Origin of the sequence: Sorangium sp. So ce693 (genome assembly GCF_051521375.1) — a bacterium.
Taxonomy (GTDB): domain Bacteria; phylum Myxococcota_A; class Polyangia; order Polyangiales; family Polyangiaceae; genus Sorangium; species Sorangium atrum.
Window position 1 is genome coordinate 10,000,352 of sequence record NZ_CP150347.1, and the last position, 13,579, is coordinate 10,013,930.

Annotated in this window: 12 protein-coding genes; 9 read left to right on the plus strand and 3 right to left on the minus strand. The window is 71.2% G+C overall.

Annotation, left to right across the window (positions count from 1 at the left end; translation table 11 throughout):
* Both rpsR and rplI read left to right on the plus strand, forming a co-directional pair.
* Complete coding sequence (rpsR, locus tag WMF14_RS37380; RefSeq protein WP_272104372.1) at positions 1 to 321, plus strand: 30S ribosomal protein S18; 321 nt, start codon at positions 1 to 3, stop codon at positions 319 to 321.
* A 10-nt stretch (positions 322 to 331) separates the two neighbouring features.
* Complete coding sequence (gene rplI / locus WMF14_RS37385; protein ID WP_437794137.1) at positions 332 to 784, plus strand: 50S ribosomal protein L9; 453 nt, start codon at positions 332 to 334, stop codon at positions 782 to 784.
* Between the two features lie 127 nt (positions 785 to 911).
* Here rplI and WMF14_RS37390 read toward each other — a convergent pair whose 3' ends face one another.
* Positions 912 to 1,838: a PfkB family carbohydrate kinase gene (locus WMF14_RS37390; protein ID WP_437794139.1), complete on the minus strand. Its 927-nt coding sequence runs from the start codon at positions 1,836 to 1,838 to the stop codon at positions 912 to 914.
* A gap of 496 nt (positions 1,839 to 2,334) precedes the next feature.
* On the opposite strand from WMF14_RS37390, the gene dnaB reads away from it, so the two are divergent.
* From dnaB to WMF14_RS37405, 3 genes are read left to right on the plus strand one after another with little or no spacing between them, the layout of a single operon-like run.
* Positions 2,335 to 3,837, plus strand: coding sequence for a replicative DNA helicase (gene dnaB, locus WMF14_RS37395; protein ID WP_272104367.1), 1,503 nt, complete (start codon positions 2,335 to 2,337; stop codon positions 3,835 to 3,837).
* 15 nt (positions 3,838 to 3,852) lie between these two features.
* Positions 3,853 to 4,281: a hypothetical protein gene (locus WMF14_RS37400; RefSeq protein ID WP_272104365.1), complete on the plus strand. Its 429-nt coding sequence runs from the start codon at positions 3,853 to 3,855 to the stop codon at positions 4,279 to 4,281.
* A gap of 38 nt (positions 4,282 to 4,319) precedes the next feature.
* Complete coding sequence (locus tag WMF14_RS37405; RefSeq protein WP_437794143.1) at positions 4,320 to 7,133, plus strand: CehA/McbA family metallohydrolase; 2,814 nt, start codon at positions 4,320 to 4,322, stop codon at positions 7,131 to 7,133.
* Positions 7,134 to 7,255: 122 nt separating this feature from the next.
* On the opposite strand, the gene WMF14_RS37410 is transcribed toward WMF14_RS37405, so the two are convergent.
* On the minus strand, positions 7,256 to 7,852 hold the full coding sequence (locus WMF14_RS37410) for a hypothetical protein (protein ID WP_437794146.1): 597 nt from the start codon (positions 7,850 to 7,852) through the stop codon (positions 7,256 to 7,258).
* 646 nt (positions 7,853 to 8,498) lie between these two features.
* Here WMF14_RS37410 and WMF14_RS37415 point away from each other — a divergent pair.
* From WMF14_RS37415 to WMF14_RS37430, 4 genes are all read left to right on the plus strand, one after another.
* A complete protein-coding gene (locus WMF14_RS37415) occupies positions 8,499 to 8,900 on the plus strand; it encodes a hypothetical protein (protein ID WP_437794149.1) in 402 nt (133 codons plus the stop codon).
* Between the two features lie 7 nt (positions 8,901 to 8,907).
* Entirely contained in the window at positions 8,908 to 9,576 is a 669-nt protein-coding gene (locus WMF14_RS37420; RefSeq protein WP_437794151.1) for a hypothetical protein, read from the plus strand.
* Between the two features lie 9 nt (positions 9,577 to 9,585).
* Positions 9,586 to 10,236, plus strand: coding sequence for a hypothetical protein (locus tag WMF14_RS37425; RefSeq protein WP_437794154.1), 651 nt, complete (start codon positions 9,586 to 9,588; stop codon positions 10,234 to 10,236).
* Positions 10,237 to 10,728: 492 nt separating this feature from the next.
* Positions 10,729 to 11,718, plus strand: a complete 990-nt coding sequence (locus tag WMF14_RS37430) for an L-threonylcarbamoyladenylate synthase (protein ID WP_437794156.1) — start codon at positions 10,729 to 10,731, stop codon at positions 11,716 to 11,718.
* 123 nt (positions 11,719 to 11,841) lie between these two features.
* Here the strand turns inward: WMF14_RS37430 and WMF14_RS37435 are convergent, their stop codons facing one another.
* Positions 11,842 to 13,326, minus strand: coding sequence for an IS4 family transposase (locus WMF14_RS37435; protein WP_437792250.1), 1,485 nt, complete (start codon positions 13,324 to 13,326; stop codon positions 11,842 to 11,844).
* Between the last annotated feature and the right edge of the window lie 253 nt (positions 13,327 to 13,579).

Genomic DNA, 13,579 nt, shown 5'->3' on the forward strand with positions numbered 1-13,579 from the left:
ATGAACGGCCGCAACAGTGACATGGGCCGCAACGGCGGCGCTGACTACGACGATCGCGACTTCGGGCGCACGCCCGACCTGAACGCCGACGCCCCTGGGCGCCGCCGCACGGGCCGGAAGCGCGTCTGCCGCTACTGCGCGGACAAGGCGCTGGTCATCGATTACAAGGACCCGCAGGCGCTCAAGTACTTCATCTCGGAGCGTGGCAAGGTCGTCCCGCGCCGCATCAGCGGCAACTGCGCGCGCCACCAGCGCAAGGTGACCCTCTCGATCAAGCGCGCGCGCAACATCGCGCTCTTGCCGTTCACCGTCACGGCGTAGGAGGTCGATCATGGCAACCCACATCCATGTGGTCCTCACGGAGGACCTCCACAACGTCGGCAAGAGCGGCGAGCTCGTGAAGGTTCGCCCCGGCTTCGCGCGCAACTACCTCATCCCGCGCGGCCTCGCGGTGGGCGCCACCGCCGAGAACGTGTCCCGCATCGAGCACGAGAAGCGGGTCGCCGAGGCGCGCGCCGCCAAGACGCGCTCCGAGGCGGAGCAGCTCGCGGCCAAGCTCAACCAGGTCAAGCTCACGATCAGCCGCCCGGTCGGCGAGGGCGACAAGCTGTACGGGTCGGTCACGGCGCGCGACATCGAAGAGGCGCTCGCCGCGCAGGGCTTCAGCGTCGACCGCCGCCGCATCGAGACCGACGCGATCAAGTCGCTCGGCGCCCACCCCGTCGTGATCCGCCTCGCCCCGTCCATCACGGCGTCGGTCGAGGTCACGGTCTCCGCCAAGTAGCGCAGCGCCTGGGAGCGCGGCTCAGCCCGCGCTCCCGCGCTTCCCCTCCAGCCGCGCTCCCTCTCCCGCTGCGCCGGCGCGCCCCCTTCAGCCGAGTTCCCTCTCCCGCTGCGCCGGCGCGCCCTCTTCAGCCGCGCTTCCGCCTGACCCACGCCCGCGCGACGTCGTGCCCCCGCGCCACCGCGCGCAACATGAGCGCCGCGTCCCCCCACCGCGCTCGCCCCTCCCAGACGAGGCTCGCCAGCATCCCGGCGCAGAAGGCGTCGCCCGCGCCCGTCGGATCGTGCGGGCGCACCGGGCGCGGCGCCACGGCGCGCTCGCCCCCGGGGCCGAGCAGGAGCGTCTCCCGCGCGCCATCGGTGACGACCAGCGTCGCGTCGGGGCGGAGGCGCTCGCGGAGCCCGCGCGCCGTCGTCCCCAGCACGTCGAGGTCGCCGGCGCTGCACTTCACGAGGTCCGCCTGCCCGAACAGCCGGAAGCAGCCGCGCACGCCTGCGCCGGCGTCGGAAGCCGACGCGGTACCGGCCCCCGCGCCGGGGACGGACGCGGCGCGCTCGGCGCGCGGCCACATCCGCGGGCGCGCGTTGACGTCGACCGAGACGGCGCACCCTTCGCGGCGAGCGCTCGCGGCCGCCCGCGCGAGCGCGCCGCTCGCCCCGCGCACCGGCGCGATCCCGGTGAAGTGTACGACCCGGGTCTGCCATCGTTCGGGCATCGCTGCAGCGAGCGCCTGCGCCTCGCTGTCGCCCTGCCTGTACCCCGCGAAGCGCGCCTCGCCGCGCTCGATCGCCACGAGCATGAGGCCTGTGCGCGCCGCGCTCAGCGCGAGCCGTCCCACGTCGATGCCGGCCGCAGCGACCTCGTCCTTGAGCCCGCGCCCCATCGCGTCATCGCCCAGCGCGGCGCACAGCCCCGACCGTATGCCGAGCCGGACGAGCGCCGTCGCGGTGTTCACCGCCCCGCCCCCCGGCACGCGGCGCAGCAATTTCGCTTGCTCGAGCGGAATGCCTTCGGGCGCATAGAGATCCCACAGCGCTTCACCGACGCAGACCACCTCGGCGGGCTCAATCCTTGTATGGCGTGTTTTGTGATCCACAATGGCGGCTCCCCGCGATGGCTCACGCCGAGGCGCGAAGCGTCATCGCAGCTGAGTCAAGCGCGAAAAGAAATGGCGATGAGACCGGGGTTGCTCAATTTCCATACCTCGCCGCCGGCGTCGGCGCCTCGCCGCGAGGCCCCTCGGCAGCGGCCGCCGACGAGGCCTCCGCGAAAGCGTCCGAGCAAGGCTTCGACCATGCCTCGGACCATGCCTCCGACGATGGAAGAGCGCCCCCTCGACGTGAAACCAGCATTGGGATGCCCACCGCACGAACGCTCACTGCAATGCAAACAGAAACCCTTCTCAGGGCTGCCCATGTTCTGGTAGACGGAAATCAACCCTGCACCCGACGCCCCGGAGGAACGTTTCCTCTCCGGGGCGTCGCCCATTTCGGCACCTGTGGAAAAGCTCGGGGCGGGATGGGGGGAATCGGTGGGGAGGAGAAGCACGGATGATGAGAATGATGGAGCGCCGAGGCCAGCGGCCTCAGAGGATCGAGCCTCCCATCGTCGCCGGACGCGTGCCGCCGCACGACCTCGACGCCGAAGCAGCGGTGCTCTCCGCCATCCTGCTGCACCGCGACGCGCTCGATCGGGTGCTCGAGATCCTGAAAGCGGACCACTTCTACAGCGAGGCGAACAGCCGCGTCTACGAGGCCGCCCAGGAGCTCGCGGCCGCCGGCACGCCCATCGACATCGTCTCGGTCGCGTCGTGGCTGCGCGACCGGGAGCGCCTCGCCCAGGTGGGCGGCGCGGCGTACCTCGCCCAGCTCGCGGACGCGACGCCCGCGGTCGCGCACGTCGCGGCGCACGCGCGGGTCGTCTACGAGAAATGGCGCGTGCGGCAGCTCATCGCCACGTGCCAGCGCGTCGCGGCCGAGGGGTACGGCGACGTCGGGGTGGTGCAGGAGTACATCGACGGCGCGGAGCAGGCGGTCTACCAGCTCGCGCGCACGCCCCAGGGGACGGCGACCCAGCCCATCGCCCAGGTGCTCAAGGCCGCGTTCGAGCAGATCACCGCCGCCGCCGAGCGCGGCGACCGGATCACCGGCATCTCGACAGGGTACGAGAAGCTCGACGCCAAGACGGCAGGCCTGCACGACGGCGACCTCTCGATCATCGCCGCCCGCCCCGGCATGGGCAAGACGTCGTTCGTCCTGAACCTCGCCGTGAACGTGGCGTCGCCGCGCACCGTGAGCTCCCCGGGGCCCGACCAGTCGGGGCACGGCGTCGAGCGGCACGATCCCGGCTTCGGCGCCGCCGTCTTCTCGCTCGAGATGCCCCGCGAGCAGCTCGCGACACGTATGGTCTGCAGCGAGGGCCGCGTCGATGTCGGCAAGCTCCGCCAGGGCTTCCTGCAGCCCGACGACTGGCGCCGCCTGACGGAGGCCGCCTCGTTCCTGTCCACCCTGCCCATCTGGATCGACGACACGCCGGCCATCTCCCTCCTCGAGCTGCGCGCCAAGGTGCGGCGCATCCAGGCCGAGTACGACCGGCCGCCCAGCGACGGCAGCTCGGGACGGCGCATCGGGCTCATCGTCATCGACTACCTGCAGCTCATGAAGGGGCGGGACGGCGTGAGCAGCCGCGAGCAGGAGATCAGCGAGATCTCCCGCGGGCTCAAGCAGCTCGCGAAGGAGCTCAAGGTGGCGGTCATCGCGCTCTCCCAGCTGAACCGCGCCGTCGAGACGCGGACCACCAAGGACAAGCGCCCTCAGCTGTCGGATCTCCGCGAGTCGGGCGCGATCGAGCAGGACGCCGACAACATCATCTTCATTTACCGCGACGAGTACTACAACCCGGAGACGACCAACCACAAAGGCATCGCCGAGCTCATCGTCGCCAAGCAGCGCAACGGGCCGACGGGCAAGGTGCTCACGCGGTTCACCTCGTCGTGCACCCGGTTCGACAACCTCGCGCCCGGCGACTACCCGGAGATGGTGGACGACGAGTAGGCTGCGAGGCACGACATGTCCGCCTGGTACGTCCCTGCCCTCCTCGCCGCGCTCTGCATGGCCGGTCACTACCTGATGCTGCGCGCGGCGGCAGGCCGGGTCGGAGACGCCCTTGGCGCGCTGTGCCTCGAGGGCACCGCGGCCGTCGGGATCCTCGTCTTCCTCCTCCTCCGCCCTGGCACGGAGACGCCTCCGTCGGCTCAGGGGGTGCTCTGGGCCTGCGCCGCCGGCCTGTGCATCAGCGGCGTCGCGACGCTCACCTTCATGGCCCTCCGCATCGGCGGTCCGGTGACCGCGACGGGGCCGATCGTGTTCGCCGGCGGCATCGCGATCGCCGCGCTCTTCGCGCCGCTGCTCTTCGGCGAGGTGTTCACCGCTCGCCGCGCGCTCGGCGTCGGCCTGGGGCTCGCCGCCCTCTTCGTCCTCGCCACCGAGCGTTCCTGACCCAAGCCGCGCCGCGGCCGCGCATCGGAAGAGGACCGATGACCCGCTCGCCCGAGAGCCCCCGCACCCCCGCCAGAAGCCCCGCGCGCGGGGGGCGCGCCGCGCGCCACGCCCTCCGCTCGGCGCGCCTCGTTGCGCTCGCGTTCGCCTCCGCGACCTGCGCGCCGCCCGTGCAGGGCGGCAGCGTCGTCGTGTCCTCCGGCGCCGTCGAGCGCCTCGGGATGCTCTGCCGGTGGGGCCGCGGCGGCGCGGAGCAGGGCGATCTCTGCCCGAGGGACGGCGGCGTCGCGCAGCCGGCGCGCGTCCGGCGGATCACGGGGCCCGCGGACGCGCTCTCCGGTCCGCTCGCGGCGGGGCGGCCCGGCGACTACGTGCTCGAGAACGACGAGATCGCCGTGGTCGTCGATCAGCTCGGCCCCGGGACCGGCCTCGCCGAGAGCGGCGGCAACCTCATCGACGCCGCGGACGCGCGGGCGCGCCGCGACGAGCTCGGGCAGATCGTCACGCGGCTCGGCGCGCCGCCGCGGCAGGTGATCTACCGCGACATCACCACGGGCGGCGGCGAGGACGGCGCCGCCTGGATCGAGGCGCGCGGCGAGGTGCGCGGGCGCGATCTCGCCAGCGGCGCGCTCTCCGTCACCACCCGCTACACGCTCCGGCCGGGCGACCGGGCGGTGATGATCACGACGTCGCTCCAGAACGACGGTGACCGCCCGGTCGAGGCGCTCGACCTCGGCGACGTCGTCCACTGGGGCGCGGCGGAGCACGTCGCGCCCGGGATGGCGCCGGGGCTCCGCGGCGAGCTCGAGGCGCCGTACCTGGCCGGCGTCGGGACCGGCGTCGCGTACGCGCTCGCCCCGGTGGACGGCGCGACTGTCCGCGCGCGGAGCGGCGAAGGCTTCAGCGACGTGACGTTCGCCCGGCAGGCCGCGCTGCCGCCCGGCGGGCGCGCCGCGTACCAGCGGATCCTCGCGGTCGCGCCGCGCGGCGACTCGCTCGCCGTCGAGACGGAGCTCTTCTTTCTGGGCGGCGGCGCGCCCGGCGGCGTCGCGCTCGAGCTCGTGGACGGGCGCGGCGCGCCGCTCCCGCCCCTCGCCGGCAAGGCGACGCTGACGCCGATCGCCGAGGACGGCGCCGCGCCGCCCGCCGCCGCGCTCGATCTGTGGTTGCGAACCGGCGATGGCGCGCCGCTCGCCGCCGAGGCGCCGCCCGGCCTCTACCTCGTCGGCTTCGAAGGGAGCGGCCGCCGCGCGCTGGGGAGCGCGCGGACCCGGATCCGCGCAGGCGAGATGGCCCCCGCGCGGCTCACGCTCTCCGGCGCCGGCCGGCTCTACCTCGGGGTGCACGAGGGCGGCGCCTCGGCGCCCGCCGCCGCCCCCGATCCCCTCGGTCCGCTCGCGCCGGCGAAGATCAGCCTCTTCGACGCGGCGACCGGCAAGGCCCTCTCGCCGCCCCGGCTCGCGCCCATGGGCGAGCTCGATGTCTCCCTGCCTCCCGGGCGAGTCCGGGTCGTCGCGTCGCGCGGGCCCGAGTACGCGCTCGCCGAGGCGACGGTCGACGTCGCGGACGGCGGTACGTCGCGGCTCGATCTCACGCTGGAGCGGGTGGTCGACACGTCGGGCTACATCGCCTGCGACCTCCGGCAGCACACGGCGCGGAGCGCCGACGCGGGCGTCTCCTCGGCCCTGCGGCTCCTCTGGAGCGCGGCGGAGGGCGTGGAGTGCGCGGTGGCGAGCGAGCACAACCTCGCCTCGGATCTCCAGCCGGACGTCGCCGCCCTGCGGCTCGAGACGAGGCTGCGCATGCTCCCGGGCGTGGAGCTCACGAGCGGCCGGAGCGGCGCCGGGCTCGGGAGCCTCGGCGTGTTCCCGCTCGGCAGCGAGGCGGCCGCGCCCCGCGAGGGCGCGCTGCGGTGGGTCGACGAGACCGCGGGCGCGATCCTGCGCGAGGTGCGCGCGCTGCCCGGCGAGCGCGTCGTCCAGGTGAGCCGGCAGCACGGCGGCGGCTCACCGCTGCATGGATCCGGAGCGCCGCAGGTCGCGCCGGGTCAGGGCCCGAGCCAGCTCGCGCAGATCGTCGGAGACGGCGCCGGCGCCGATGCCGTCGAGGTCTGGACCGGGCGCGACGCGGCCGCGCGGGACCGCGCGCTCGAGGAGCTCTGGGCGTTGCTCCGCGCGTCCCACCCGGTCACGCCGACGGCGACCAGCGACAGCCACGGGCTGCACGGCGCGGAGGCGGGTACCCCGCGCACGTACGTCGCCGTGGCCGACGATGATCCGGGCCGGCTCGACGTGGCCGATCTCGTCGCGGGCCTGCGGCGCCGGCGCGACGTGGTGATCACGAACGGGCCGTTCGTGACGATGCGCCTCGGCGACACCCGCCAGGGCGGCGTCGCCTCGCTGCGGCGCGGGTCCCGCGGCGGGCCGCTCTCGCTCTCGATCCGCGTCGAGCGCGCCCCGTGGGTCGACGCGCGCGAGCTCCACGTGCTCGTCGGCGGCGTCGCGATCGGCGCGCCGATCCCGCTGGAAGGCGCGCGCACCACTACCACGGGCGCGCTCCTCGACGAGATCGCGATCCCCGTCGTCCTCGGAGCCGGCGGCGGGCGACGAGCGCCGCGGCCGGACGCCCGCGCCGGCGCGGCGCGCGGCGACCGCGGGCCCGGGCAGAGCGCGCACGGCGCGATCTCCGTCGCCGAGGACACCTTCGTCGTCGCGATCGTCCGGGGGCGGCGGCCGCTCGAGCCGGTGCTCGCGGGGGACCCGGGCGAGATCGCGCCGTTCGCGATGACGGCGCCGCTCTGGATCGACGCCGACGGCGACGGCCGCTCCCTCGGCCGCGCGAAAGGCCCTTGAGCGCGGCGAGCACGGCGACGCGCCAGGCACAGCAGCGCAACCCCGCGGAAGGAGGGCAGCACGCGCTGCCGCGAGCCAGCCGGCGGCTGACCTCGCGCGGCGCTCGCGGTGGTCGGCTCAGCTCACGAGCTCGCCGTCCCTCGCGCCGCCTCCTGTTCCCCTTCTTCACCCACCGCCGGCTCCCGCGGCTCCTGCCCGCTCGACCCCTGGCCCGCGGGCGCCCCGCCATACCGCTTTCCAGCCCGCTCCGAGGCCTTCACGACGGGCCCGCGGATCGTCTCCATCGCCTCGTTCGGCGCATCGGAGAGCTCCAGGTTGGAGAGCACCGCGGACACGACCCGGAACCACTGGCTGCGCGCCGCCGCGATCGTCGCCTTGGTCACCGGCGCCGTCTTCTCCTTCGCGGCGAGCTCGTCCCGCCGGTGCTCGATCGCCTCGAGCTCCTTGCCCGTCTTGACCCACCGCTGCGTCGTGTGGAGCAGCGTCATCTTCCCGGGCGCCGGGATCCCTTTCAGGAACTCGCCGATCGACGGCTCCTCGTCGAGGAGCCGGGCGACACGCGCGGTGTTGCCCGCCTCCGCGGTCGGCGAGGCCTTGATGATGGTGAGCCCGTTCGGAAACAACTTCGGCTGCACCTGGTCGCAGGTCGCGGCGCGCTCCCTGTCCGGATGGTCCTCTCCGAGGCAGTGCTCGCGGTGCGCGTCGATGCCCCAGCACATACAAACGGCGTGGCCCCGATCAAGCCATCGGCTCGAGAGGAGCCTGGCGATGGGTCGAGACCACGCGGAGGGCCTCCGAGCGGCTGGAAAGGTCGAGACGCTCGGTAGCGCACCGGTCGATCCAGCGAGTAGCGCGTCCACCTCACCACGGCGCCGCTCTGCATCGACGCCGACGGCGACGGGCGCTCCCTCGGCCGCGCTGCCGAGTCACGAGTGCGGCGAGCTCCGTGGCGCGCCCGGCACGGCAGCGCGGCCCCCGCGGAAACTAGGCAAGGACGAGCTCGGGCCGACGGCCCTCAAGGTGCTGACCGACGTCAGACGCTGTCTCGCGTGCGCTCATGAGCTCTCTTCCAGCGCCGAGTCTGCACCGAGATCCATCGATGGTCGCGTATGGACATAAATTGTACCCTTGATCACCGTTGACGCCGTGCTTCAGTGAGAAGATCGTCGGCGTACTCGGAATACGCGGGGCCAGCTCATCTCTGCTTTGTGGTTTATGTTACCCAGTTCCTACTCTGCGGCATGGCGGTGCTCGCCAGGAGAGCATGCGGGTCAGGTTCGGACGCAACACCGCATCCCCTGGGTGCCAGCGCACCGGACAAGGTCTTGATCCCCGAAGGAGTACCTGGTCCCAAAGGAGAACCGCATGAAACGAGCCGTTCCGCGCATCGTGGTGCTTGCGTTTGCCCTTTGCTCCATCGGAGCGAAGAAATGCACTCCTAGCAGCGGGCAGTCCGTTCCAAATTCGGGCCTGCCTTTCTGTTATACCGATCCGCCGATCTTCTGCGCCGCATATTGTTCGGGCGTCAATCAGGTAACGTTCACGCCTGCGTGCAGCGGTGTCGGCGCTGACAAGCAAGAGATCCTATTCGAGCTTAAAGTGATGGCTGGGGTGAGAGAATTGGAGGCCGAGGGCACGCAGGTATGCCCTGTGGCCGATCCGAGTTTATTTGTAACGCCGTGCTCCGTCGACATCATTCCCCAGGAATGGCCGAATCAAGACCATGGATCTTGCCAGCCTGTACCTCCAGGCTGTCCGATGTTTTAGCGAGACAATGATGACATTTCGCAACTTTCTCGCAGTCGCGCTCATTGCCGGTGTAGCTGGCGCCTTCATAGGACGCGCCGTACCGCGCGACGCACTGAGCGCGCCACCGGGCCGGAGCGCATCGTCCGCGCCTTCAGCCGCGGTACCCGCCGGCAATGGCTGCGATGCAGACCGCACCGAGCTCAAATCGATCAAGGCGCAACTGGCCATCTGCATGATCTTCAACACGCGAGATCGCGAGACCGAACCGTCCGGCACCTCCGAGGCGGCCGAGCCAGTTCACCCGGGAGAGCCCATTGACCCGCAAAGCATGCCAAGCACCGCAGAGATCCGGCGGAATCGCAAGCTCTTGGACAGCTATCCCGAGGCGGTGATCGTGCGGCACAACGACGGAAGCACGGGCATCTATAGACCCGACGAGTGGCCGATCGACGGCGACGGAGAAGTCATCGCGCGAAAGTTACAAAGCGGAGAAATCGGGTGGTATGCCGGACCAAGTGCCGGACCGCGTTCGGATCCTGCTGCATTTCGACCATCCGATCCTCCGGAGATCCCGCCGATCACCTGGGGGCGTGAAGCAGATGGAACGATTACAATCAACGGAGCGCGTGCTCCAACCCAGGTGCAGCGGATGTTCGGTGGAAAGGTTGACGAGCCGGCGAAGCGGCAGCAGTGAGATGCATCCATGATAATTCATCGATCCATCGCAGTCGCGCTCATTGCCGCCATCGGCGTCGCCGGCGCCTTTATCGGACGCTTCGTGCCAAGCGATGCACCAAGCGTCCAAGCGGCTCGGAGCGCGTCATCCTCACCTGCGGCCATCGGGCTCGCTGGCAAGGCCTGCGACGCTGAACGCACCGAGCTCGCTTCGACCAAGGCGCAATTGGCTTTCTGCATGGGCTTTGGCGCCCGGAATCACGAGGCGCCGACGCCCGAATCTCCTGAGCAATCTGATCCCGATCCATCGTCGGACATCGAGTCGCCCATCGCCGCAGAGCTCAGGCGCGTTCGCGAGCGATTGGACAGCTTACCTGAGGCTGTGATCGTCCAACACGCGGATGGGACCATTGGATATTATAAGCCCGACGAATGGCCTATCGATGGTGATGGGCTCATCATCGGTCGCAAGCTACCCAACGGACAAATCGGATGGTATGCCGGGCCAGATGCCGGACCGCGGTCGGACCCTGCTGCATTCAGGCGTCCCGAGTCCACGATCATCCTGGCGCCCAACTTCGTGCGTGAGTCGGACGGGTCGATCAGAGTACGTCGGGATGCCCCGCCTGCAGTGAAGCGCATGTTCGACGAGAAGATTGATGAACCGGCGAAGCCGTAGCCCATTGAACTCGCCACACAAGCCGAGAGGTGCTGCCGGCAGCGACGCGAATTCCTGTGTCGGCGCGTCCGCAGGGAGCGGAATACCCCTCCGTTGGTGAGCTCACCAACCAAGTGGTTGGCGAGCAACCACCACGCAGAACCCCGCGGCGCCGCGACGATTCTGCTTGACCACTGCGGAGGAACCAGCTGCGCGAACGCGCTCCTCGATCTCGGCGGCCGCAACGGCGGAAGGGGCTGCGCCGAGCTCGCGCCCATGCTCCTCGTCACCCGCCCTGCTCGATGGCGCCGCTCTGGCCGCCTCCCATCGCGCCGCTCCGGCTACCTCGCGCGGCGCTGCTCTGGCTCGACGACAGCGGCGACAGCCGCTCCCTCCGGCCGCACCGCCGAGCCGTGAGCGCGACGGCGCCCGCACAGCGCGCCCAGCGCCCCGTGACCGCCCCATCGCTTTTCGTTTGCCTCCCGCGCGCCCGGGCAACATGGACCGCGGCGCATGCGAACCGAGCGGCTCGCCGCTGACGCGGCATCCATCGCACGGGCCGCCGAGATCCTCCGCCGCGGAGGGCTCGTCGCCTTCCCCACGGAGACCGTGTACGGCCTCGGCGCGCGCGCCGACGACGCGCGCGCGGCGCGCGGCATCTTCGAGGCGAAGGGGAGGCCGCCCGGCAACCCGCTGATCGTCCACGTCCCCGATGTCGCGTCCGCCCGCGCCCTCGCGGACGGCTGGCCGCCGGACGCGGAGCGGCTCGCGCAGGCCATGTGGCCGGGGCCCCTCACCCTGATCGTCGCGCGCCGAGCCGACCGCGTCGCCGACGTGGTCGCCGCCGGCGGGCCGACGGTCGCGATCCGCATCCCCGTCCACCCGGTCGCGCGCGCCCTGCTCGACGCGGTCGGGCTGCCGATCGCCGCGCCGAGCGCCAACCGCTCCACCGAGATCTCGCCGACCACCGCCGAGCACGTCGAGAAGAGCCTCGGCGGACGCATCGACGCGATCCTCGACGGCGGGCCGACCGCCGTCGGCATCGAGTCCACCATCGTCGACGTCACGCGCTCGCCGGCGCGGGTGCTCCGCCCGGGGCACGTCACGGCCGAGGCGATCGCCGCGCTCGTGCCGCTCCAGGCGGCCGCCGGGCTGATCACCGCCCCGGCCGAGCGCGCCCCGTCCCCGGGGACCCACGCGCGCCACTACGCCCCCCGTGCGCAGGTGGCGCTGGTCCCCCCGCAGGCCGTCCGCGGCGAGCTCGATCGCGCCGCGCGGGCCGGGTCGCGCGCCGGCGCCGTCGAGCACGGCAGCCGCACCGCGACCGGGCCGCACGCCGAGCTCCTCCCCGGCGATCCCGCCGGCTACGCCGCGGCGCTCTACGCCGCGCTGCACCGGCTCGAGGACGCCGGCTGCGACGTGATCGTCATCGCCACCGTCCCCGAGGATCCCGCGTGGGACGCCGTGCGGGACAGGCTGACGCGCGCCTCCGCGACCCCCTGAGCGCGCGCCACGCGCCCATCGGTCACCAACGTGGTCGTGGTCGTGGTCGTGGTCGTGGTCGTGGTCGTCAACGATAGGCCGTGAACGACCACGACCACGACCACGACCACGTCTGAGGATTGATCACATTTCCCCCTTAGTTTTCGCTGCGTTGGCAAGGGCGGCGTTCCAGCCCGTCTCCAGCATGAGCAAGGTCTGCATTCCGCGCGCGAGCGTCAGCCAGCCGGGGGGACCGTTGCGCTTCAGATGTCCACCAAGACCGGCAACGGCGTAGAGCGCATCGACTACCGTCGCCCCCTGAGCCGGCAACTTCTTGGGCTGGTGCTGGTGCAGCAGCTTCAGCTGCGTGGGGTTCAGGGCTCGTTCCGCAGGCGCGTTGGGCTCAAGGCGTGACAGCGAGCGCAGCAGCAGCATCTGCCACGCGATCGGGGCGAACAGCGCCAGCGCGTTCGTCAGGCTCTGGAAGCTCTCGAGCTGGCGCGTCTCGAGGGCGCAGCCGGTCTTGAGCGCCTTGAAGAACTCCTCGATGAGCCACCGTGCCCGATAATGGTCGACGATCGCTCCGATCTGGTCGGGCGTGTCGACGGGCTCGTTGGTGGCCAGCACCCACGCCACCGGCTCTTCGCCCGCTGGCGGGTCGATCTCCTGCACAACCACGACGTTGACCGCGAGCTCTTCGGCCAGCTCGGGCAGGTAGTAGGGACGGCGCAGCGCCACGCGCCGCGCGCCGACGCCCAGCGTGGCCATCCGCTCCGAGCGCTCGGGGTGCGCGCGTTTGCTCGCCGGTACAGGGCCGGCGCGGCGTTGGGTGAGCACGACCTCGCGACTGAGCCGGATCGGCAGCTCGACCAGCGCCTCGCTCAGCCGCAGCCGTGCGCTGTCGTCGAGCGATTCTTCCTCGTCCTCGGCCAGTTCCGACACGTTTCGATCCCGCGCCATGCGCACGACGAAGCGGTGGCCCTGCTCGACCATGGCGCACAGAAGCGGGTAGGCGTCGGCCTCGCGGTCCATGATGTGCAGCAGCGACGTGCGGTCGCCCACGGCCTGCTCGGCCGCCTCCACCTGCCGCAGCCAGCGCGTCGACTCCTTGTCGGCCACGCGCGCATAGTCGCTGCCCGTCCTGTTTTTCTTGCGTGGGCTCTTGGAGAGGGCGGAGGCTTTGCGGGCCCAGCAGGCAAGGCCCAGCAGTCCAAGCGGCTGGTTGATCGCGTCGGTGGCCACGGCGAGCGTCGCGTGCGCCAAAAAGCCCTGGGTGTCCTTGCCGTTGAGCGGACCGAGCCCTTTGCGTGCTCCGTCGCCGTCGAAGGCGACCGCGGTGGTGTCATGCACCGCACGAACCGTGTCGTGACCGGCCATCCGCCCGAGGGTCTGCTCGCTGTGGGCTTGCACCAGCGCACCATACGACACGCGCTTGTTGCCAAGGAGCCGGTAGAAGCCCTCCAGCTCGGCTTCTGTCTTCAGCGAGTCCGGGAAACTCTCGCCCGGCGCCACGCTCAGCCGCGCCACCACAGCCCGGACCCGCTGATGCAGGCGCGCGTCGCCCAGCTGCACCGTCTCGAACTCGCGCACGATCGACGGCATCGCTTCCGGTACATCGGGATTTCCCATGATATTTCAGACGCTTGGCGCGTCCGAAACGGATCAAAAATGTGCGGGATCCTCAGACGACCACGTAAACGTAAACGTAAACGTAAACGTAAACGTAAACGTAAACGTAAACGTAAACGTAAACGTAAACGTAAACGTAAACGTAAACGCTCGGATGTAGGAGAACGCGGCGCGAAGCTTGGTAACGCCCAGGGATCCACCCCCCGAGGGTGTGTTTTCATCCCCCGAGCTGGCGGTTTGTGGCAAATCAGGG